We start from the raw sequence: 22,568 nt of genomic DNA, 5'->3' as shown, positions 1-22,568 counted from the left end.
TTTAGTTTTCATGAGAACTATTTTACCACTTACAGAGAATATGTCAAGAAAAAAGTTTCCTAGAGAACTATTCTAGTCTAAATTGACATTGGAGAATATTTTCTCTATAATAAGCACTAGCTACCATGGATAGGAATCCATTCACTCGATGAAGGGAGAAGACTTTCAAATGAAACCAGAAGAACAAAAAGTTTTAGGGATTTTAGCAACCATTTTTGGATCCATCGCACTTTTAGGATCTTGGATCCCGTTTATTAATTATCTATCGTTTTTCATCGCTATTGTCGCTTTGATCTTAGGTATTATCGGACTTATTGCCAATCTCAAAAAACGGAAAACAATGGCCATTATCGGAACATCCTTGTCAATTGCTTCTATTATACTCTTCCTTACGACCCAAATGTTGTATGCTAATGTCTACAAAGAGTTTGTCAGAGAGTTTAACCGTTCCTATAGAGAAGCCAGTTCCTCAATGGAACGCGACTTGACAGATGATACCATTGATTCACTCCCTGAAGAGGAGGAAGAAGACGATACCTTTACTTGGACCCAAGAACAGTTCGACGCTTTAATCGAAGGTGACCTTGATAACAAAGGAAAAGGTGGTACCAATTACAAGGATATTATCAAAAAACATGGACTGCCAGACTCCGAGTTTGATTCCACTATTGGGGGATACGATACTAGAAAAGTCACCTATATCTCTATTGGTGACAATATCAAGACTGTTACCTTAACTTTTTCAAAACAGGACAATGGACAGCTCTTACTAATTCATAAAATAGCTATAGGCCTAGGAGAAAGCCAGCAGCAAAGAGATTCTGGAATCAGAGTCTAATCTCAAATATAAAAAGCGAACAGCTAGCAAGTCTGTTCGCTTTTTTATTAGAATCCATCTACGTTTGTGTAGATCTTTTGGACGTCCTCATCATCTTCAAGAACGCTGTAAAGTTTTTCAAAGGTTTCAAGGTCTTCACCTGACAACTCAACTTCTGACTGAGGAATCATTTCCAATTCAGTCACTTGGAATTCTTCGATGCCAGACTCACGAAGGGCAACGATAGCCTTGTGAAGGTCTGTTGGAGCTGTGTAAACCGTGATTGTTCCTTCTTCTGCTTCTACATCGTCCACATCCACATCTGCTTCGAGCAATTGCTCAAAGACTGCATCCGCATCTTCACCAGCAAATACGATAACCCCCTTGTTGTCAAAGAGGTAAGAAACTGAACCAGAAGCACCCATGTTTCCGCCGTTTTTACCAAAGGCAGCACGGACATTGGCTGCTGTACGGTTGACGTTAGAAGTCAAAGTATCTACAATCAACATAGAACCATTTGGTCCAAAACCTTCATAACGTCCTTCTGTAAAGGTTTCGTCTGTGTTTCCTTTTGCTTTATCAATCGCTTTATCGATAACGTGTTTTGGCACTTGGGCTTGTTTAGCACGGTCGATAACGAATTTCAAAGCAGTGTTTGATTCTGGGTCTGGATCCCCTTTTTTAGCTGCTACATAGATTTCTACACCAAATTTTGCATATACTTTAGAGTTAGCTCCATCTTTAGCCGTTTTCTTGGCTACGATATTGGCCCATTTACGTCCCATTAGGAATCTCCTTTTTTCACATTTTAATCTTTCTTATTATAACACAAGTTTTTTCGATTTTCACTAGAGGAAATGGATTTTATTCAGCAAATCCAGCTAGGATTGTCCTTTAACTACCAAGATTTCCTTGCCTTCTTTTATCAAGGGGTGACGGAAAAGCGAGAAGTACAGTTGGGTGGTCATGGCAACCCAGATAAGAGGTTCACAGAGGATGACTCCCCTATAGCCCGCCCAAGGGATAATCAAAACCACAAAAACGATTTTCCCGATTAGTTCTATAAAGCTAGAAACTAGAGGGAGGACTTTCTGACCCAATCCCTGCAAGCAATTGCGATAAATCAGCAAAAGGCTCAAAATCGGATAAAAGACTGAACTGATTTGCAGGTAGAGACTACCGTTTTCTACCAAGTAAGTATCTGTTGAACTGGCCAAGAAGGAAACCAAGGTCGGACTAGCAAAAATGAGGAAAATACAAACAAAACCTGCCCAGGACATGCTCAAACGACTCCCAATACCAAGACCTTGAACAATGCGGTCTGGTCGCTTGGCCCCGAGATTTTGAGAGGCAAAGGTCGTCATAGCAGAAGAAATAGCCGTCATCGGAAGGAGAGCAAAAGCCATAATGCGTCGAGCTGCCGTCTGGGCACTAATAATCACAGCTCCAAAGGTATTAACCGAAGATTGTAAAATCACACTACCGATAGACACAATGGAACTCATCAAACCCATGGCCAAACCTTGCTCCAAAAGATCCGCATACAAGGCCTTGTCCCATTTAAAATGCTTGAGTTGAGGAAGCAGTTCTGGAACACTCTTACGAATATAGAAAAAGCAAAGAACCGCTGACAAGCCTTGCGAAATGATGGTAGCAAGCCCTGCGGATTGAACTCCCAGATGCAGTTGCGTAATGAAATACAAATCCAGAACCACATTGACTAAGGCAGAGAAAATCAGAAAGCCAAGCGCAGCAAGACTATCACCAATAGACCGCAACAAACCTGCAAAGAGGTTATAGGCAAAGCTGACGCCTACACAAGTCACAATCATAGAAATATATTGATAGGATTGAGGAAGGATTTCTACAGGAGTATCTAAATATTGCAAGAGAGGATACAGACCGACAAATCCCATCAGCATGACCACAATACTCAAAAGAGCACCTAAAATCCAGGTGGCTGCTACTGCTTCCTTGATCTTTGTAAAATTACGAGCCCCATAATAGCGGGCAATGACGATCCCCATGCCATTTCCAACACCAAGCGTAAAGCCTATAATCAAGTCAAAAATGGCAGTTGTCGCCCCTACTGCTGCCAAGGAATCTTGACCAAGAAATCGTCCAACAATCAAGACGTCAGCTGTATTATAGAGCTGTTGGAAAATATTTGACAGCAAGATTGGAAAGGCAAAGCTTAACAGCGCAGGAAGAATAGGACCATGTATCAAGTCCACGGATCGTTTCTTATTCATAAAGCTATTATATCAGCTTTCTAAAGGAGCGACAAGGCTCTATCACTAAGTTTGCAATCAATTGCTTACAGAGAGACAATTTGCTATAATCAAGAAAAGGAGTTCATTTATGAGTTTGACCAGTCAATTAATTACCGATGTATTTCCTGATCTGGATAAGGTTGAAAAGCTAAACAAAGAAGCTTTTCCCGAGGAAGAACGAGTCCCTCTGTCTGAGTTCTTGCGCTATCAGGACCGAGAAGACGCTCACTTTTTTGCCTTTTATAACCAAGAAGAGTTTGTCGGCTTTGCTTTTGCCATCTCCAATCCAAAGGCCTTCTATATCAGTTTTTTTGCCATCATGCCCCACCTGAGAAGCCACGGGTATGGAAAGGAAATCATCGAAAAGCTGACTGATTTTTACCAGCGAACCATGTTACTCGAAGTCGAGCGATTAGATGAAGAATGCGATAACTTGGAGCAAAGGAAGGCTAGAATGGACTTCTATCGACAAAATGGCTTTAAAACAGCCAACGCTTTCCTTGAGTACGATGGTTTGAGTTTTGAAATCCTCTATCGTGGCGACCATTTTGACGAAGAAGCCTATCGCGATATCTTCCAAAAGTTACAAAATGAACATTATTTTGACTTTCATATAGAGTATCGTCGTTTTAGTGACCATTAAACCGGACTTATCCATCTAGTGAAGAACCTCTCTTTTTCGATAGAAGCTACATATAAAAATGCATGCAATCTACGATTACATGCATTTTTTATTTTCAACTGATCAGAATAAACTTTTATTCTCTATGGCTTAAGCTTCTGCATTGCCTTCTGGAAGAAGGAAGTAGAGAACAGCATAAGCTAAGATTCCAGAACCACCAAGTAGGGTGAAGATGATCCAAAGTGCACGAACAAGTGTGTGGTCCATGTTAAAGTAGTCACCGATACCTGCACAAACACCAGCAATCTTTTTGTCTTGTACGTTACGAACAAGGCGTTTTTCCATTATAGTAGTCTCCTTTTTATAGAATGTTTTAATTTTATCATCAAATTAAAAAAATTGCAACAGTTTTTTTAATTTTTTTGATTAAATACTCTTTTATTACGCTTTTGAAGCTTATGGAGACTTAATAATTAAACATAAAAAGCAGAGAAGGACTTCTCCGCTTTCATTTTTAATCTTCAATTTCGATTTCAAGTCCGTCGCCTAGGTCAAGCGTTACTTCTTGGTTAGGTGCTAGATCTTCCGAAACAGTGGTAGGAGTTGTCCCTTCTTCATCCTCAATCAAGCCATATTGAACACGGACTTGGTGGTCAATGGCATCAAAGATTTCTGGGTGATCCGCCAAGTATTTCTTAGCATTTTCAGATCCTTGTCCGATTTTTTCACCCTTGTAAGAGTACCATGCTCCCGCTTTTTGGATGATATCGAGATCACTTGCAATCTTCAAGAGCTCACCAGTCTTAGAAATCCCTTCTCCGTACATGATTTCAACAAAGGCTTCCTTAAATGGTGGAGCCACCTTGTTTTTCACGACCTTGATCTTGGTTTCCTTACCGACATTGGTATCTTTTTGGTCACCAGTTCCCTTGATTTGTGTGCTTCCACGAACATCCAAACGGACTGAAGCGTAGAATTTCAAAGCACGTCCACCAGGTGTTGTTTCTGGATTTCCAAACATGACCCCAACTTTTTCACGCAACTGGTTAATAAAGATGGCAATTGTCTTGGTTTTATTGATAGAAGCTCCGAGTTTACGCATGGCCTGGCTCATCATACGAGCCTGCAAACCAACGTGACTGTCTCCAATATCCCCATCAATTTCCGCACGAGGTACAAGGGCTGCAACTGAGTCAATAACGACGAGGTCAACTGCACCTGAGTCAATCAATTTTCCAGCAATTTCAAGACCTTGCTCTCCTGAGTCTGGTTGTGACAAGAGCAATTCGTCAATGTTCACACCAAGGGCTGCAGCATAGGCTGGGTCAAGAGCATGTTCCGCATCGATAAAGGCTGCAATACCACCTTCTTTCTGTGCTTGCGCAACAGCATGAAGGGCAACCGTTGTCTTACCAGATGATTCTGGTCCATAGATTTCGATGATACGTCCTTTAGGATAACCACCTGAACCAAGGGCAATGTCAAGAGCCAATGAGCCTGAACTCATCACTTGAACTTTTTGCTCCGCGCGTTCACCCAAGCGCATGATTGAGCCTTTACCAAAGTCTTTCTCAATCAATTTAAGAGCATCGTTCAATGCTTTTTCACGGTCAGCTCCAAATTTTTTCCCAATTTCATCTAATTTTTTTGTTGGTTTTTTCGCCATTTTGTTCTCCTATATTCTACTGGTCCTTAGACCTATCTTTTATTATACCAAAATTTAGTCACTTAATAAAGCCTTGCGAACTAGGTTAAAGGCATGCATAACCGCGATGTGACGTACATCTGCTCGACTTCGTCCTGCGATATTAGCCTTGATAATCTCTGTTCCTTTTGCATGTGCCAAGCCGATAAAGACGGTCCCAGCTGGATGCCCCTCTAGGCTATCTGGTCCTGCCACCCCCGTCAAACTCACTCCATAATCTGACTGAGTCTTAAGCCGTGCCTGCTCTGCCATTTTTCGAGCCGTAAACTCAGAAACGACACCGTGTTCTTTTAGCTCTTGCTCGGCAATTTCTAGCATCTTAGACTTTTCTTCTAGGCTGTAAGTGACAAAACCGCCATTAAAGATGGCTGAAACGCCCGAAAAGTCTGCTAAAGTAGCCTGGAATAGGCCTGCCGTCAAGCTTTCTGCTGCAGTAATGCTCTTCTGTCTCTTCTTAAGCTCTTCTACAACGACACTTGCTAGACTGGTTTCTTCTCCATATCCATAACAGATGTCTCGTAGAGAAATTCCCTCGAAAGTTTGGCGATCCAATATTTGATTTTCTAGGATATCCAGTGCTTGATCAGCCTTTTCTTGACTAACTGCTTTTGTAGACAAGCGCAAGGTCACTTCTCCCGTCTTGGCATAAGGCGCCAAGGTCGGATCGGTTTGATGGTCAATTAAATCCGCCAAAATGGTCACCAACTGACTCTCCCCAATTCCAAAGAAACGGAGCACTCGTGAGTAGAGCTTAGCACCAGTCATTAACTTGGGTAAGAGCTGATTTAAGACCATGGGTTTCAACTCACTAGGAGGTCCTGGAAGAACCACGTAAGTCACTCCGTCAGCTTCCGACACCCCTCCTACTGCTAAACCTGTCTCATTTGGCAATGGAGTTGCCCCTTCTACAATTTGGGCTTGGCGCTCATTATTCGGTGTACGAGCATAGTCAGGTCTGTGAGCAAAGAAAATATCCAATTTCTCTTGTGCTTGAGGATCAAACACTAGATTTTTTCCCAAAAATTTTGCCAGAGTTTGTTTGGTCAAATCATCCTCAGTTGGTCCCAAGCCCCCGGTCAAAATCACAAGATTACTACGTTGACTCGCAATCTCAAGCAAGGACAAAAGACGAGCTTCATTATCTCCAACAGCAGTTTGGAAGTAGACATCTACCCCGATTTCGGCTAGTTTCTCTGATAAAAACTGAGCATTGGTATTGACAATCTGCCCTGTTAAAATTTCTGTTCCAACAGCAATAATTTCTGCTTTCATGTTTCCTCCTACTTATCTATTCGAATTTTTTTGAAAAAATCGCAGGAAATTTCCCACGATTTGATTCTTTTCTTATTCTGCTTCTTCGTTTGAAGCGTTCGTACTGGTTGAAGGTGCTGTCCGACCAAAGGCTGTTTCGTACAGTACCGCATTGGTTTCCAATTCTGTCACCGGCTCTTTACCTAGTGAACTACGCAAGAGATTTTGCATTTCGAGCATATGTTCTGAAGTGACAATCTGATAAGAGATTCCCTGTAGCTCAGCATCTTCCCCACGCAATTGATGCGTTTCGATATTCTTGAAGGAATCTTGATAGCCGAGCAATTGTGGAATGCTCTTAGCTGATAAGTCTACATTGGTCTGCATGTTATCACTCAAAGCTTTGAGGATGCCTTGATAATGACTCACACTGTTTAGGCTCAAAACCTTCTCAACGATTTTTTGAATGACTTCACGCTGACGTTTTTGACGACCATAGTCTCCTTCTGGGTCTTGGTAACGCATCCGTGAATACACCAGAGCTTCCTCACCATTCAAGGTTTGTTCTCCAACACCGATAGAAATCTTATTAAACTCCTCTTGGTCAGCAATCGAAATTGGGAAACCGAGTGTATTGTTGACGGTGATCCCACCAACTGCATCCACCAATTGTTGAAGTCCCTGCATGTTAACCATCACATAGCGGTCAATGTGGATATTCATCATCTTTTGAATAGTAGAAATTGCAAGTTCCGCACCACCATTAGCATAGGCAGCATTGAGTTTGGCTTCCTGAACTTGCCCATTTCCAGTCTCAATCTTGGTCAAAATATCCCGTTCCAAACTCATCATAGTGGTTTTCTTTGTTTTGGGATTAACAGTCAGGAGAATCATGGAGTCACTATTTCCCGCCCACGGGTCTGTACGTTCCACATTTCCCGTATCTACCCCCATCAAGAGGATGGTCAGAGGCTCCGTTGCTTCGATAACGTTGGTTTCTTCCCCGATTTTTTTGTAAGTCTTTTTACTTAGGGTTTCTGTTCCCTGTTGGTAGATGGTATAGCCATAAACCGCTACACCTAAAACTGTTACTGCTAGGAAACCTAGCACCATTCCAATTAATTTTTTAATCATCTCGTTATTCATTTATCAGCTTGCCCATAAGGCAAACATCTAAAAATATCCCTTCTGCTAAATAGGCTCCTCTTTCTTGTAAGCCTTCTGTGATAAATCCCATTTTTGAATAGAGGTGGATCGCAGCCTCGTTTCGTTTTTGTACACTTAGTTGTAAGCGACGCAAAACAGCACTCGTTTTAGCCCACTCGATGCCTTCTTCTAGAAGTATAGTCGCCAAGCCTTGGTTCCAAAATTTCTTGCGAACTGCTAGAAAAACATCACCGATATGTCGAACTCTTAAATGTTGGTCTGCTGTGATATTTAAGACTCCTGCAATCTCATCATTCAGTAAGGCGAGGAGAGTAATTTGATTCTCTGATGCAGCTTGTTTTTCGATAAAAAGAGCCATTTCAGAAGCTGTCATCATGATACCATTTTCATCCAAACTGGTAAAATCTGTCTCTTGACCGACACAATCTAAAAATGCAATTAAGGCTGTAGCATCTGAAATCTCTGCCTCACGAATACACAACTCATACTCCATCTTGAAGCTCCTTGATGAGTTGTTCAGCTCGAGAGCCATGAGATGTAAAATGAAGACAACGACCCTCAGCTTCTTTCAAAATTTCCAACTCCAAGTAAGAATCTGGTAAATCTTCACCCAAAAGATGCCCCCACTCAATAACAGTCACACCACCACCAAAGAGAAACTCATCCAAGTCAATAGAATCAGCATCACCTTCGATACGGTAGACATCCAAGTGGTAAAGTGGCAAACGCCCTTCGTACTCTCTGACAATGGTATAGGTTGGACTTTTAATCATCTGACGGATATCCAAGCCCTTAGCAAGGCCCTTAGTAAAGGTTGTTTTACCCGCACCCAACTCTCCAGTCAAGATCAGAACATCATCTTTTTGAAGCAAATGACCTAATCTTTCTCCGAGAGCTAGAAGCTCTTCTTCATTTTTTGTGTGCATGCTACTATTATACCAAAAAGTTTTCTTTTGTGTGAATTTTCTTTATGGACTTACTATAACAATTTTGAAAAATTCTCCTCTACTTAAAAGAATACAACTATTGAAAAAACAAACAAGATATCCCGAATCAGGTGGCCGTAAAAGGAGATTTCCCTTTGGATACATTTTGGAAAAAGGAAACGTGCGCATAGAAAACCAACACTGATATAAATGAGAATCGAGGAAATCACTAAGGGATTCCTCAAAAAAACCATCGTAGCTAGAACGGAAATGACGACTGTTTTCTTTTTATTTAGGTGATTTTCTATATCGCGAAAAATTTTATCAAAAGGTAAGAAAATCAATAGATCTACTCCTAGCAAGAAAAAGAAGGAGGGTAAAAAGAGGTCAACCAGTTCCTGCTGCAATTTGCTAGTGGTTTGGATACTTTCTGAGAGAACCAGACAGGTTGCCAAAAGATTGACTACTAAAAGGAGGCAATAAACCATACTCACTTTCTTTTGAACATGTAAAATACTATGTCTAGACTGGTCTGCTGTATGGAAATAATTTATCCCAGCGCACAAAACAGAAATTCCTACTATTAAAATTAAAAAATAAGCATTGGTCTGTTTTAAAGATAAAAAGGTTTCTTTCCATAATAGACAACTACTAAAACTAATCTGGACGACTGCAATCAGTAACAATAGGCGAATTGATTTTACCATTTCTTTTCCCTCCCTATATGGGATTATACCTTTTGAGGAATTTGAAATGATTGTTACCGCCTCAAGTGTCCATTTTTTGTGCTCAACTGACCAAAAAACAGCTCTGTTGTGCACAGAGCTGTTCTTTTACCAGTCTAATCCTTAAACCAGAGAGCAATTTCACGTTTTGCAGAAGCTTCAGAATCGGAGCCATGAACTACATTTTGAATGGCTTGATTGTCTCCTGCAGCCTTGGCAAAATCTCCTCGGATAGTTCCTGGCAGAGCTTCTTCTGGACGAGTAGCCCCCATCATAGTCCGCCAAGTTTCAATCACTTTCGGACCTGATAGAATGCCCACCACTACTGGTCCTGAAGTCATAAACTGACGGATAGGAGGATAAAAACTTTTTTCAACCAAGTCTTGATAGTGTTGGTCAATCAAAGCTTCTGAAACTGCTGAACGTAACTCTAATTTTTCGAGTTTGAAACCTCGTTGCTCCATTCTTTGCAGAATTTCGCCAACCAGCCCTCTTTTCACACCATCTGGCTTAATGATAAAGAATGTTTGTTCCATATGGACACCTCCCTGGCATTTTAGTTCTTCTATTCTACCATACTTTATGAAAAATTTGGAAAATTTTCTGAAATAAAACAAAGAGAACCCAAAGGTTCTCTTGTTTGCTTTATTCTACTGTTTCTTCAACTTGGATTTCCACAACTTCCTCTACAGGAGCAAGTTCTGCCTCTTCTTGTTCTGGAGCCAGATATTCTGCTTCATTGACGGCTTGTGGTTCAAGGTTACGGTAGCGAGCCATACCAGTACCTGCTGGGATAATCTTACCGATGATAACATTTTCCTTGAGTCCAAGGAGATGATCTTTCTTACCACGGATGGCTGCATCTGTAAGGACACGAGTTGTTTCCTGGAAGGAAGCCGCTGACAAGAAACTATTGGTTTCAAGTGAGGCTTTGGTGATTCCCATAAGAACTGGACGACCAGTCGCTGGAACTCCACCTGCGATAAGAACATCCTTGTTGGCATCTGTAAAGTCGTTGATGTCCATGAGAGTACCCATAAGAAGATCTGTGTCACCTGGATCCATGACACGAACTTTACGGATCATTTGACGAACCATTACCTCGATGTGTTTGTCACCGATTTCTACCCCTTGGCTACGGTAAACTTTTTGTACTTCACCGAGAAGGTAGGTTTCAACTGACAAGACATCACGAACAGCAAGGAGACGTTTTGGTTGGATAGAACCTTCTGTCAATGCTGCACCGCGAGAGACTTGGTCTCCAACTTCGACACGCATACGGGCTGTAAATGGAACCACGTATTCGCCTTCTCCAGTTTCACCCTTAACAAAGACTTTCTTGGTACGAGTTGACGCGTCTTCTTCGATAGCTGTAACTTGTCCTTTGACTTCTGTGATGACCGCTTCCCCTTTAGGATTGCGGGCTTCAAAGATTTCTTGGACACGAGGAAGACCCTGAGTGATATCGGTATTTGAGGCAACCCCACCCGTGTGGAAGGTACGCATTGTAAGCTGTGTACCAGGTTCCCCGATAGATTGGGCAGCAATTGTACCAACTGCTTCACCAACTTCAACCGCATCACCAGTCGCCAAGTTGATACCGTAACAGTGACGGCAGACTCCATGACGAGTGTTACATGTAAATACGGAGCGGATAGTCACTTCTTCCACACCAGCATTGACAATTTCACGCGCCTTGTCTTCTGTAATCAACTCATTTGGACCGATGATCACTGCACCAGTTTCTGGATGTTTAACAGTTTTCTTAGTGTAACGACCATTGAGACGCTCTTCGAGAGACTCGATCATCTCTTTTCCTTCTGCGATAGAGCGGATCAAGAGACCACGGTCTGTTCCACAGTCGTCCTCACGGATGATAACGTCTTGGGCAACATCAACCAAACGACGAGTCAAGTAACCTGAGTCGGCTGTCTTAAGGGCCGTATCGGTCATACCCTTACGGGCACCGTGAGTTGAGAAGAACATTTCAAGTACTGACAAACCTTCGCGGAAGTTTGAAAGGATTGGCAATTCCATGATACGTCCGTTCGGAGCGGCCATCAGACCACGCATACCGGCAAGCTGTGAGAAGTTTGAGATGTTACCACGGGCTCCAGAGTCCATCATCATAACGATTGGGTTCTTAGGATCTTGGTTGGCAACCAAACGTTTCTCCAATTTTTCACGAGCTGCACGCCATTCAGCTGTAACAGCGTTGTAGCGCTCGTCGTCTGTAATCATACCACGACGGAATTGTTTGGTGATTTGCTCTACACGTTTGTGTGATTCTTCGATGATTTCAGCCTTGTCTTCAACGACTGGGATATCGGCAATACCCACTGTCAAACCTGCAAGAGTTGAGTGGTGGTAACCGAGGTTCTTCATGCGGTCAAGTAGGGCAGAAGTTTCTGTCGTACGGAAACGTTTGAAGATTTCAGCGATGATATTCCCAAGATTTTTCTTCTTGAATGGAGGATTGAGTTCAAGATTGCGAATAGCTTCCTTGATATCTCCACCAAGTGGCAAGAAGTATTTAGCTGGAACACCTTCTGTTAAGTTGGCATTTGTTGGTTCTTGCAAGTAAGGCAGACCCTCTGGCATGATGTCGTTGAAGAGGATTTTACCAACTGTTGTCAGTAAGACCTTGTGTTTTTGCTCTTCTGTCCATGGTTTGTTGAGGCTATCTGTTGCAATACCAACACGTGAGTGGAGGTGAACATAGCCATTGCGGTAAGCCATAACCGCTTCGTCACGGTCTTTGAAGACCATTCCTTCACCTTCACGGCCAGCTTCTTCCATAGTCAAGTAGTAGTTACCCAAAACCATGTCCTGAGATGGAGTAACAACTGGTTTACCATCTTTCGGGTTCAAGATATGCTCAGCAGCTAGCATGAGGATACGAGCTTCTGCTTGGGCTTCTTCTGAAAGCGGTACGTGGATGGCCATTTGGTCCCCGTCAAAGTCGGCATTGTAGGCTTCACAGACAAGCGGGTGCAAGCGAAGGGCCTTACCATCAATCAAGACTGGCTCGAAGGCTTGGATACCCAAACGGTGAAGGGTCGGTGCGCGGTTCAAAAGAACTGGGTGTTCTTTGATTACTTCTTCAAGAATATCCCAGATACGTTCGTCTCCGCGTTCTACCAAGCGTTTAGCTGCCTTAACGTTTTGCACAATGTCGCGGGCAACGATTTCACGCATGACGAATGGTTTAAAGAGCTCAATCGCCATTTCGCGTGGTACACCACATTGGTACATCTTAAGAGTTGGACCAACGGCGATAACGGAACGACCTGAGAAGTCAACACGTTTACCGAGCAAGTTTTGACGGAAACGTCCTTGTTTACCTTTAAGCATGTGGCTCAATGATTTGAGTGGACGGCTACCTGGTCCTGTGATTGGACGACCACGACGACCATTGTCAATCAAAGCATCAACCGCTTCTTGAAGCATACGCTTCTCATTTTGAACGATGATACCTGGTGCATTCAACTCAAGCAAACGAGCCAAACGGTTGTTACGGTTGATAACACGGCGGTAAAGGTCGTTCAAGTCAGATGAGGCAAAACGGCCACCATCCCACTGCAACATTGGACGAAGATCTGGTGGAATAACTGGAAGAATGTTGAGAATCATCCATTCAGGTTTATTTCCAGACTTGTAAAAGGCATCCAAAACATCCAAACGGCGGATGGCTTTGACACGTTTTTGTCCAGTAGCTGTTTTCAACTCTTCTTTGAGTTCAGCAATTTCTTTTTCAAGATCTACTTGTTTCAAAAGGTCTTGGATGGCTTCGGCACCCATCTTGGCAACGAATGATCCATAACCATACTCACGCAAGCGCTCACGGTATTCGCGCTCTGTCATGATAGACTTGTGCTCAAGTGGTGTATCCTTAGGATCAATCACCACATAAGCCGCAAAGTAGATCACTTCCTCGAGGGCACGAGGGCTCATATCAAGGGTCAAGCCCATACGACTTGGAATGCCCTTGAAATACCAGATGTGAGATACTGGAGCTTTCAACTCGATGTGCCCCATACGCTCACGACGAACTTTCGTACGCGTTACTTCAACCCCACAGCGGTCACAAACAATCCCTCTGTAACGAATGCGTTTGTACTTACCACAAGCACATTCCCAGTCTTTTGTAGGACCAAAGATGACTTCGTCAAAGAGTCCTTCACGTTCTGGTTTCAAGGTACGGTAATTGATTGTTTCAGGTTTTTTGACTTCTCCATAAGACCATGAACGGACTTTGCTTGGAGAAGCTAGGGTGATTTGCATACTTTTAAAACGATTTACATCAACCACTATTTCTTCCCTTTCTATTCTAAGTGAACTGCTTATTCTTGTTCAGCAGCTTCTTCTGTTGCTTCCGCTTTTGTTGCTTTCTCAGCTTCTTCAGCTTCAAAGGCTGCTTTAGCCTCTTGGGCCGCTTTTTCGCGGGCTTTTTCAAGGTCATCTACGTGGATGACATCTTCGTCCATTCCTTCATCCAAGTCACGAAGTTCCACTTCTTGGTCGTCTTCGTCAAGGACACGCATGTCAAGACCAAGAGATTGCAATTCTTTTACAAGAACTCGGAAGGATTCTGGAACACCTGGTTTTGGAATTGGTTTTCCTTTTGTAATGGCTTCATAAGCTTTCAAACGTCCGTTGATATCGTCAGACTTGTAAGTCAAGATTTCTTGGAGAACATTTGACGCACCGTAGGCTTCAAGAGCCCAAACTTCCATCTCACCGAAACGTTGTCCACCAAACTGAGCTTTACCTCCGAGTGGTTGTTGGGTAACGGTTGAGTATGGTCCGACTGAACGCGCGTGCAATTTATCATCAACCATGTGGTGGAGTTTGATCATGTACATGACACCAACTGATACACGGTTATCAAACGGCTCACCTGTACGTCCATCGTAAAGGATTGTCTTAGCATCGCTGTCCATACCTGCTTCTTTAACAGTGTCCCAAAGGTCTTCCGAACTTGCTCCGTCAAAGACTGGTGTTGCGATGTGGATACCAAGAGTACGGGCTGCCATACCAAGGTGGAGCTCCATAACCTGACCGATATTCATACGTGATGGTACCCCAAGCGGGTTCAACATGATGTCGACTGGAGTTCCGTCTGGAAGGTAAGGCATGTCTTCTACAGGAACGATACGAGAGACAACCCCTTTGTTTCCGTGACGTCCGGCCATCTTATCTCCAACCTTGATCTTACGTTTTTGAGCGATGTAGACGCGAACCAGCATGTTAACACCTGATTGCAACTCATCTCCATTTGCACGTGTAAAGATCTTAACATCACGAACGACACCATCGGCACCGTGAGGTACACGAAGAGAAGTGTCACGAACTTCACGAGACTTGTCTCCGAAGATAGCGTGCAAGAGACGTTCTTCAGCTGAAAGGTCTTTCTCTCCCTTAGGTGTGACTTTACCTACAAGGATGTCCCCTTCTTTAACCTCTGCACCGATACGGATAATACCCATTTCGTCAAGGTCTTTAAGGGCATCTTCACCAACGTTTGGAATTTCACGAGTAATTTCTTCAGGCCCAAGCTTTGTATCGCGCGTTTCTGATTCATATTCTTCGAGGTGGACAGATGTGTAGACATCGTCTTTGACCAAGCGTTCGCTCATGATAACGGCATCCTCGAAGTTGTAACCTTCCCAAGTCATGTAGGCAACAATTGGGTTTTGTCCAAGCGCCATTTCCCCTTTTTCCATAGAAGGTCCGTCAGCGATAAAGTCGCCTTTTTCAACAACATCGCCAACTTTAACAAGTGTACGTTGGTTATAAGCAGTACCTGAGTTTGAACGACGGAATTTTTGGATGTGGTAAACGTCCAATGAACCATCTTCGCGGCGTACTTCTACCTTGTCAGCATCTGCGTATGTAACTTTACCACCATACTGAGCAATAACAGCTGCACCAGAATCATGAGCTGCTTGGTATTCCATACCAGTACCAACGTAAGGTGCTTTTGGATCAATCAAAGGCACAGCCTGACGTTGCATGTTGGCACCCATGAGGGCACGGTTGGAGTCATCGTTCTCCAAGAAAGGAATACATGCTGTCGCAACGGCAACTACTTGTTTGGGTGACACGTCCATGTAGTCAACCACTTCTGCTGGATACTCTTGGTTGACCCCTTGGTGACGTCCCATGACAACTTTCTCAGCAAAAGTACCATCTTCGTTGAGGCGAGAGTTAGCCTGCGCTACAGTAAATTCATCTTCTTCATCGGCTGTCAACCAAACGATTTCGTTTGTGACTACACCTGTTTCGCGGTCAACCTTACGGTATGGTGTTTGAACAAAGCCATACTTGTTCAAGTGTCCGTAAGATGACAAGTTATTAATCAAACCGATGTTTGGTCCTTCAGGCGTCTCGATTGGACACATACGACCATAGTGAGTGTAGTGCACGTCACGGACTTCATATCCAGCACGGTCACGAGTCAAACCACCAGGCCCCAAGGCTGACAAACGGCGTTTGTGAGACAACTCAGAAAGCGGGTTGTGTTGGTCCATGAACTGTGACAACTGTGATGAACCAAAGAATTCTTTAACCGCAGCTGTTACAGGACGGATATTGATGATTTGTTGTGGTGTTAAAACTTCATTGTCTTGAACAGACATGCGTTCACGGACATTACGTTCCATACGAGAAAGTCCAAGACGTACTTGGTTGGCAAGCAATTCACCAACTGCACGGATACGACGGTTCCCAAGGTGGTCGATATCATCCACACGTCCGATACCTTCCGCCAAGTTGAGGAAGTAGCTCATCTCTGCAAGGATATCCGCAGGAGTTACAACACGAACCTTGTCGTCTGGATTGGCATTTCCGATGATGGTTACAACACGGTCTGGGTCCGTTGGGGCAACAACCTTGAATTTTTGAAGGACAACTGGTTCTGTCAGAACAGCTGCATCGTTTGGAATATAAACGATTTTGTTCAAGTCGCCATCCAAGTGACTCTCGATACTTTCAATCACGCTGCGAGTCATAACGGTACCAGCTTCTACCAAGATTTCACCAGTTTCAGGGTCTACCAATGGCTCCGCAATGGTTTGGTTGAGCAAGCGTGTTTTGATGTTGAGTTTTTTATTGATCTTGTAACGACCAACAGCTGCCAAATCGTAGCGACGTGGATCAAAGAAACGTGCCACAAGCAAACTACGTGAACTTTCAGCAGTCTTAGGTTCCCCTGGACGAAGGCGTTCGTAGATTTCTTTCAAGGCTTCGTCTGTACGAGAGTCCATTGGATTCTTGTGGATATCTTTTTCAACAGTATTGCGAACCAATTCGCTGTCACCGAAGATATCAAAGATTTCATCATCACCTGAGAAACCAAGCGCACGAACCAAGGTCGTAAATGGAATCTTACGAGTACGGTCGATACGAGTATAAGCGATGTCTTTTGAGTCGCTTTCCAGTTCCAACCAAGCTCCACGGTTAGGGATAACAGTAGAACCGTAGCCCACTTTACCGTTCTTGTCTACTTTGTCATTAAAGTAAACACCTGGTGAGCGGACCAACTGAGAAACGATAATACGTTCACCACCATTGATGATGAAAGTACCCATTTCGGTCATGATTGGGAAATCACCAAAGAAGACTTCTTGGGTCTTGATTTCGCCTGTTTCTTTATTGATCAAGCGGAAGGTTACGAAAATTGGTGCTGAGTAGCTAGCATCGTGGATACGAGCTTCTTCGAGCGTGTATTTGGGTTCCTTGATCTCATAGCCAACAAACTCCAACTCCATAGTTTCTGTGAAGTTTGAAATTGGCAATACATCTTCAAATACTTCCTTAAGACCGTGATCTAGGAAATCTTTGAATGAATCAGTTTGAATTTCAATCAAATTTGGTAAGTCAAGAACTTCTTTGATTCTTGAAAAACTACGACGGGTACGATGTTTCCCGTATTGAACGTCATGTCCTGCCAAGATGATTCTCCTTTGTAAATAAAGTTCCAAGCCTGCTTCATCAGGCTATTGATTATCGTCAAATGGTTGTAAAACCCCTATCACCATGTCCCTTTGATGAATTTTCAGAATCTTTAAATCTTTGTTACAAATACTCAAAAACCTGAAAAAAAGCACAAAAAGAGCAGCTAAATCTGACTTTTTCAGAAGATTTAACTGCTGTGAGCCTTGTCTGGACAATATTTCAGACAAAACCTACGACAAATGATTACTCTTATTATACCTTATTTAGCTAGATTTTTCAAGGTTTTTTTACTATTTTTTAAACAATCTTTTCCTATATATTATTTTAAAATTTCAAGAGAATGAAGCATAAAATTTTCTTTTAAAAAATAGGAAAACGCTTGCACTAATGTTTACCTCATGCTATACTGATAAGGAATAACTACACAAGGAGAATTGTGATGAAAAAGATCCCATCTCAAACTGAGAAAAAAATGATTTACGGTATTCGTTCCTTGAAGAACGGAACTGGTTCTGTCCTTATTGGTGCCAGCATTGTCTTGCTTTCTGCTACAATGCCAACTATTTCGGCCAACGAAAACCTTCCTCAAACTCAGGAAAATACCAGCGCTGTGACCAAGGCCCCTACTGAGACTGAAACGATTCAAGCTCAAAAGGAAACGCCTATTTCTGAACAAAAGAATGCAAACGCTTCCCTTGATTCTAAAAAGGAAGCTACAGCTGCGGAAACTACTACAGCACCCGAAACATCTAAAACAGAAGAAGCTACTACAAGTCAGCCTAACAGCAAGGAAGAGAAAGTAGATACTAGCACTTCGACGCCAAATTCTGATCAAAAACCACAAGCAGACACTAGTTCGGAAGAACCTATCGAAGACAACTACTTCCGCATCCATGTGAAAAAACTCCCTGAAGAAAACAAGGATTCTCAAGGTCTTTGGACTTGGGACGATGTTGAAAAACCTTCTGAAAACTGGCCCAATGGAGCCAAGTCCTTCAAGGATGCCAAGAAAGACGATTATGGCTATTACCTAGACGTCAAACTCAAGAATGATCAAGCCAAGAAGATCAGCTTCCTCATCAACAACGCCAAAGGAGATAACCTTACTGGAGACCGCTCCGTAGAGCGCCTTTCTCCAAAAATGAATGAGGCTTGGCTAGATGAAAACTACAAGGTACACAACTACCGTCCTCAGCCAGCAGGTACTGTTCGTGTCAACTACTACCGCACCGACGGAAACTATGACAAAAAATCTCTTTGGTATTGGGGCGATGTCAAAAACCCAAGCAGTGGAGAATGGCCTGACGGTACTGACTTTACAGCAACTGGAAAGTATGGCCACTACATTGATATCCCACTCAATGAAGCTGCAAGAGAATTTGGATTTTTATTACTAGACGAAAGCAAGAAAGGCGATGATGTGAAAATCAGAAAAGAAGATTATAAATTCACTGATCTAAAAAATCACAGTCAGATTTTCCTTAAAGATGATGACGAAACCATCTACACCAACCCCTACTACGTTCACGATATCCGCATGACTGGTGCCCAACACGTGGCTAAATCTCGTATCGAAAGCAGTTTTTCTACCCTCGTTGGAGCTAAGAAAAACGATATCCTCAAACACTCCAGCATCACTGATTACCAAGGGAATAAAGTAGCTATCACAGACGTGGAAGTGGATGAGGCAGGTAAAAAAGTGACCTATATCGGCGACTTCTCTGACACTCAACACCCTTATACTATCAGCTACAATTCAGACCGCTTTACCACACGTTCAAGCTGGCGCCTCAAGGATGAATCCTACAGTTACGATGGTCCACTCGGCGCAACTCTAAAAGAAGATGGCAAGCGTGTTGACCTCACCCTCTGGTCTCCAAGTGCTGATAAGGTTTCCGTTGTTGTCTATGACAAGAAAGACCCTGAAAAAGTAGTTGGAACTGTCGCCCTTGAAAAAGGAGAAAAAGGAACCTGGAAACAAACTCTGGATGCAAACTCTGGTCTCGGTATCAGCAACTACACTGGCTACTACTACCACTACCAAATCGAGCGCCAAGGTAAAACTGTCCTCGTTCTTGACCCTTATGCCAAATCATTAGCGGCTTGGAACAGTGACCTAGCAAAAACAGATGCCGCTCATAAGGTCGCTAAAGCTGCCTTTGTCGATCCAGCGAAGTTAGGTCCGCAAGACTTGACCTATGGAAAGATTCGTAACTTCAAATCACGTGAAGATGCCGTTATCTATGAAGCTCATGTACGTGACTTCACTTCGGATCCTGCCATCGCAAAAGACTTGACCAAGCCTTTTGGTACCTTTGAAGCCTTTATCGAAAAATTAGACTATCTCAAAGACTTGGGTGTGACTCATATCCAACTCCTTCCCGTCTTGTCCTACTACTTTGTCAATGAATTGAAAAACCATGAACGTTTGTCTGCCTACGCTTCAAGCAACAGTAATTACAACTGGGGATATGACCCTCAAAACTACTTCTCCTTGACTGGTATGTACTCAAGCGATCCTAAGGATCCAGAAAAACGTATTGCCGAATTCAAAAACCTCATCAACGAAATCCACAAACGTGGCATGGGGGCTATCTTGGATGTGGTCTACAACCATACTGCCAACGTTGATATTTTTGAGGATATTGAGCCAAACTACTATCACTTTATGGACGCAGACGGAACCCCACGTACTAGCTTCGGAGGCGGCCGTTTGGGAACTACCCACTACATGTCTAAACGTGTCTTGGTAGACTCTATCAAGTATTTGGTCGAAACCTACAAAGTAGATGGTTTCCGCTTTGATATGATGGGCGACCACGATGCGGCTTCTATCGAAGAAGCTTACAAGGCTGCACGCACCCTCAATCCAAATCTTATCATGCTAGGTGAAGGCTGGAGAACCTATACTGGTGATGAAAATACGCCTGTACAACCTGCTGACCAGTCTTGGATGAAGAAAACTGATACTGTCGCTGTCTTTTCAGACGACATCCGTAACAACCTCAAGTCTGGTTATCCAAACGAAGGCCAACCTGCCTTTATCACAGGTGGCAAACGCGATATCAATACCATCTTTAAAAATCTCATTGCCCAACCAACTAACTTTGAGGCTGACAATCCTGGAGATGTTATCCAGTATATCGCAGCCCATGATAACTTGACCCTCTTTGACATCATTGCCCAGTCTATCAAAAAAGACCCAAGCAAGGCGGAAAACTACGCTGAAATCCATCGTCGTTTGCGACTTGGAAACCTCATGGTCTTGACTGCTCAAGGAACTCCGTTTATCCACTCTGGCCAAGAATATGGACGTACCAAACAATTCCTTGATCCAGCCTATAAGACTCCTGTTCCAGAGGATAAGGTTCCAAACAAGTCTCACTTGTTGCGTGACAAGGACGGCAAGCCATTTGTCTATCCTTACTTTATCCATGACTCTTACGACTCTAGTGATGCTGTCAACAAGTTTGATTGGACCAAGGCAACAGATGGCAAAGCATATCCTGAAAATGTCAAGAGCCGTGACTACATGAAAGGATTGATCGCCCTTCGTCAATCTACAGACGCCTTCCGACTCAAGAGTCTGCAAGACATCAAAGAGCGCGTCCGACTCATTACTGTCCCAGGCCAAAATGGTGTTGAAAAAGAAGACGTGGCCATCGGCTACCAAATCACCGCTCCAAATGGAGATATCTACGCTGTCTTTGTCAATGCAGATGATAAGTCTCGCGAATTTACTCTAGGAACTGCATTTGCTCACTTGAGAAAAGCTGAAGTCCTGGCAGATGAAAACCAAGCAGGACCAGTAGGAATTGCTAAACCTCAGGGTCTTAAATGGACTGAAAAAGGCTTGAAATTGAACGCCCTCACTGCCGTTGTTCTCCGCTTGTCTCAAGGTGGTGCTATTGTCGCCCCAGCTGTGGAAGAAAAACCAGAATTTGATCTTTCTAGCTTGGAAGTTGAACCAGAACAAGGCCAAGCTCAAAACCTAGCAGCCAATCCTGAAACTCAAGAAACTGCTACAGAGGCTCGCTCTCAGAACCTCCTTCCAAACACAGGAACTGAGAGCAAATCACTTCTTGCCCTTGCTGGATTCAGCATCCTTGCCCTTCTCGGACTTGGATGGTTGATGAAAAACAAGAAAGAGAACTGATAATCAATGAAAATCAAAGAGTAAACTAGGAAGCTAGCCGCAGGCTGCTCAAAGCACAGCTTTGAGGTTGTTGATAAGGCAAAGCTGACCTGATTTAAAGAGATTTTCAAAGAATATAACCTAGCCCTCCTATAGAAAAACATCCCATGATTAGAAGAATCTTCTAGTCATGGGGTGTTCTTTTTATGATACACTTATCCATCAAATCATATATTCTACACTATAGGTAGCATCTGATAAGATACGCGCCAGGAACTGCTTGGTTCGTTCTTCTTGTGGACGACTAAAGAAATCGTGGGGATTGTTCTCCTCTACGATACGGCCTCCATCCATGAAAATAACGTGGTTAGCGACATCTCTAGCAAATCCCATCTCATGCGTGACGACCACCATGGTCACACCTTCTCCCGCCAACTGTTTCAGAACATCCAAAACATCTCCAACCAACTCAGGGTCTAGTGCTGATGTTGGTTCATCTAGCAAAATGACCTCGGGTTTGACGGCAATAGCACGCGCAATTCCTATTCGTTGTTGTTGCCCTCCAGATAGCTGAGAAGGGTAGTAGTCTTTGTAGGCCAGTAAACCAACTTTTTCCAAGGCAGATTCTGCACGTTTGAGCGCTTCTTCCTTGGGTACTTTACGAGCTACGATTAGGCCTTCTAGAATATTTTCCAGAGCAGTTTTGTTTGCAAAGAGATTGTAGTGTTGGAAAACAAAGGCTGTTTTTTGGCGAATTTCTAGAATGTCTTTCTTGCTTAATTTGGCTAAGTCATAAGTTTTTCCTGCCAAGGTCAAACGGCCACTGTCAGCTTTTTCTAAGTGGTTGAGACAACGGAGAAAGGTCGTTTTCCCCGAACCTGATGGTCCTAAGATAACGACGACATCCCCTTGGTTGACCTGGAGATTGACATCCTCCAGGACCTGTCTCTCACCAAATGTTTTTGCGATATGTTCTACTTGTAACATC

The 22,568-nt window shown here is 43.2% G+C and carries 16 protein-coding genes; 3 read left to right on the top strand and 13 right to left on the bottom strand.

Going from position 1 to position 22,568, the window contains the following annotated elements; translation table 11 throughout:
* Positions 1 to 148: 148 nt before the first annotated feature.
* Positions 149 to 838, top strand: coding sequence for a CD20-like domain-containing protein (locus M1F63_RS01515; RefSeq protein WP_061598058.1), 690 nt, complete (start codon positions 149 to 151; stop codon positions 836 to 838).
* Positions 839 to 885: 47 nt separating this feature from the next.
* On the opposite strand, the gene M1F63_RS01510 is transcribed toward M1F63_RS01515, so the two are convergent.
* Both M1F63_RS01510 and M1F63_RS01505 read right to left on the bottom strand, forming a co-directional pair.
* Positions 886 to 1,602 (bottom strand): YebC/PmpR family DNA-binding transcriptional regulator, encoded by a 717-nt coding sequence (locus tag M1F63_RS01510; protein ID WP_000532894.1) that lies wholly within the window; start codon positions 1,600 to 1,602, stop codon positions 886 to 888.
* Positions 1,603 to 1,698: 96 nt separating this feature from the next.
* Positions 1,699 to 3,069 carry an MATE family efflux transporter gene (locus M1F63_RS01505; RefSeq protein ID WP_125384746.1) on the bottom strand — a complete coding sequence of 457 codons (1,371 nt, stop codon included), beginning with the start codon at positions 3,067 to 3,069 and terminating at the stop codon, positions 1,699 to 1,701.
* Between the two features lie 109 nt (positions 3,070 to 3,178).
* Here M1F63_RS01505 and M1F63_RS01500 point away from each other — a divergent pair, with 109 nt between their 5' ends.
* The gene (locus tag M1F63_RS01500) at positions 3,179 to 3,733 is read left to right on the top strand and encodes a GNAT family N-acetyltransferase (RefSeq protein ID WP_042902933.1); all 555 of its coding nucleotides are present in this window, start codon (positions 3,179 to 3,181) and stop codon (positions 3,731 to 3,733) included.
* A gap of 129 nt (positions 3,734 to 3,862) precedes the next feature.
* Here the strand turns inward: M1F63_RS01500 and M1F63_RS01495 are convergent, their stop codons facing one another.
* From M1F63_RS01495 to rpoB, 10 genes are all read right to left on the bottom strand, one after another.
* A complete protein-coding gene (locus M1F63_RS01495) occupies positions 3,863 to 4,057 on the bottom strand; it encodes a PspC domain-containing protein (protein WP_000415528.1) in 195 nt (64 codons plus the stop codon).
* 169 nt (positions 4,058 to 4,226) lie between these two features.
* A complete protein-coding gene (gene recA, locus M1F63_RS01490; RefSeq protein ID WP_001085519.1) occupies positions 4,227 to 5,378 on the bottom strand; it encodes a recombinase RecA in 1,152 nt (383 codons plus the stop codon).
* 54 nt (positions 5,379 to 5,432) lie between these two features.
* Entirely contained in the window at positions 5,433 to 6,689 is a 1,257-nt protein-coding gene (locus M1F63_RS01485) for a competence/damage-inducible protein A (protein ID WP_247940557.1), read from the bottom strand.
* A gap of 72 nt (positions 6,690 to 6,761) precedes the next feature.
* Positions 6,762 to 7,802 carry a glycopolymer--peptidoglycan transferase LytR gene (gene lytR, locus M1F63_RS01480; RefSeq protein ID WP_000592175.1) on the bottom strand — a complete coding sequence of 347 codons (1,041 nt, stop codon included), beginning with the start codon at positions 7,800 to 7,802 and terminating at the stop codon, positions 6,762 to 6,764.
* Positions 7,803 to 7,806: 4 nt separating this feature from the next.
* Positions 7,807 to 8,328: a GNAT family N-acetyltransferase gene (locus M1F63_RS01475; protein ID WP_247940556.1), complete on the bottom strand. Its 522-nt coding sequence runs from the start codon at positions 8,326 to 8,328 to the stop codon at positions 7,807 to 7,809.
* The gene (gene tsaE / locus M1F63_RS01470; protein ID WP_247940555.1) at positions 8,318 to 8,761 is read right to left on the bottom strand and encodes a tRNA (adenosine(37)-N6)-threonylcarbamoyltransferase complex ATPase subunit type 1 TsaE; all 444 of its coding nucleotides are present in this window, start codon (positions 8,759 to 8,761) and stop codon (positions 8,318 to 8,320) included. Before tsaE ends, M1F63_RS01475 begins: the two co-directional genes overlap by 11 nt.
* An 83-nt stretch (positions 8,762 to 8,844) precedes the next feature.
* Positions 8,845 to 9,468, bottom strand: coding sequence for a hypothetical protein (locus tag M1F63_RS01465; protein ID WP_247940554.1), 624 nt, complete (start codon positions 9,466 to 9,468; stop codon positions 8,845 to 8,847).
* 134 nt (positions 9,469 to 9,602) lie between these two features.
* A complete protein-coding gene (gene ndk / locus M1F63_RS01460) occupies positions 9,603 to 10,022 on the bottom strand; it encodes a nucleoside-diphosphate kinase (RefSeq protein WP_000438280.1) in 420 nt (139 codons plus the stop codon).
* 109 nt (positions 10,023 to 10,131) lie between these two features.
* Entirely contained in the window at positions 10,132 to 13,797 is a 3,666-nt protein-coding gene (gene rpoC / locus M1F63_RS01455) for a DNA-directed RNA polymerase subunit beta' (RefSeq protein WP_247940553.1), read from the bottom strand.
* Positions 13,798 to 13,829: 32 nt separating this feature from the next.
* Entirely contained in the window at positions 13,830 to 17,441 is a 3,612-nt protein-coding gene (gene rpoB, locus M1F63_RS01450; RefSeq protein WP_247940552.1) for a DNA-directed RNA polymerase subunit beta, read from the bottom strand.
* 443 nt (positions 17,442 to 17,884) lie between these two features.
* Between rpoB and M1F63_RS01445 the strand changes: the two genes are divergently transcribed.
* The gene (locus M1F63_RS01445; RefSeq protein ID WP_247940551.1) at positions 17,885 to 21,601 is read left to right on the top strand and encodes a pullulanase; all 3,717 of its coding nucleotides are present in this window, start codon (positions 17,885 to 17,887) and stop codon (positions 21,599 to 21,601) included.
* A gap of 201 nt (positions 21,602 to 21,802) precedes the next feature.
* Here M1F63_RS01445 and M1F63_RS01440 read toward each other — a convergent pair whose 3' ends face one another.
* The gene (locus M1F63_RS01440; RefSeq protein WP_000942252.1) at positions 21,803 to 22,567 is read right to left on the bottom strand and encodes an amino acid ABC transporter ATP-binding protein; all 765 of its coding nucleotides are present in this window, start codon (positions 22,565 to 22,567) and stop codon (positions 21,803 to 21,805) included.
* Between the last annotated feature and the right edge of the window lies 1 nt (position 22,568).

The sequence above is a fragment of the Streptococcus oralis genome (genome assembly GCF_023109155.1).
Classification (GTDB): Bacteria; Bacillota; Bacilli; order Lactobacillales; family Streptococcaceae; genus Streptococcus; species Streptococcus oralis_BZ.
The sequence above is the reverse complement of the archived record's forward strand: the minus strand, read 5'-3'. Positions and strand labels throughout refer to the sequence as shown.

What these genes read in the sequence shown, in the direction of transcription:
- tsaE (WP_247940555.1), bottom strand. Translation starts at nt 8,761, where the DNA reads ATGCACACAAAAAATGAAGAAGAGCTTCTAGCTCTCGGAGAAAGATTA.
- M1F63_RS01465 (WP_247940554.1), bottom strand. Translation starts at nt 9,468, where the DNA reads ATGGTAAAATCAATTCGCCTATTGTTACTGATTGCAGTCGTCCAGATT.
- M1F63_RS01495 (WP_000415528.1), bottom strand. Translation starts at nt 4,057, where the DNA reads ATGGAAAAACGCCTTGTTCGTAACGTACAAGACAAAAAGATTGCTGGT.
- M1F63_RS01475 (WP_247940556.1), bottom strand. Translation starts at nt 8,328, where the DNA reads ATGGAGTATGAGTTGTGTATTCGTGAGGCAGAGATTTCAGATGCTACA.
- M1F63_RS01485 (WP_247940557.1), bottom strand. Translation starts at nt 6,689, where the DNA reads ATGAAAGCAGAAATTATTGCTGTTGGAACAGAAATTTTAACAGGGCAG.
- M1F63_RS01515 (WP_061598058.1), top strand. Translation starts at nt 149, where the DNA reads ATGAAGGGAGAAGACTTTCAAATGAAACCAGAAGAACAAAAAGTTTTA.
- lytR (WP_000592175.1), bottom strand. Translation starts at nt 7,802, where the DNA reads ATGATTAAAAAATTAATTGGAATGGTGCTAGGTTTCCTAGCAGTAACA.
- M1F63_RS01440 (WP_000942252.1), bottom strand. Translation starts at nt 22,567, where the DNA reads ATGTTACAAGTAGAACATATCGCAAAAACATTTGGTGAGAGACAGGTC.
- M1F63_RS01500 (WP_042902933.1), top strand. Translation starts at nt 3,179, where the DNA reads ATGAGTTTGACCAGTCAATTAATTACCGATGTATTTCCTGATCTGGAT.
- ndk (WP_000438280.1), bottom strand. Translation starts at nt 10,022, where the DNA reads ATGGAACAAACATTCTTTATCATTAAGCCAGATGGTGTGAAAAGAGGG.
- M1F63_RS01510 (WP_000532894.1), bottom strand. Translation starts at nt 1,602, where the DNA reads ATGGGACGTAAATGGGCCAATATCGTAGCCAAGAAAACGGCTAAAGAT.
- M1F63_RS01505 (WP_125384746.1), bottom strand. Translation starts at nt 3,069, where the DNA reads ATGAATAAGAAACGATCCGTGGACTTGATACATGGTCCTATTCTTCCT.
- M1F63_RS01445 (WP_247940551.1), top strand. Translation starts at nt 17,885, where the DNA reads ATGAAAAAGATCCCATCTCAAACTGAGAAAAAAATGATTTACGGTATT.
- recA (WP_001085519.1), bottom strand. Translation starts at nt 5,378, where the DNA reads ATGGCGAAAAAACCAACAAAAAAATTAGATGAAATTGGGAAAAAATTT.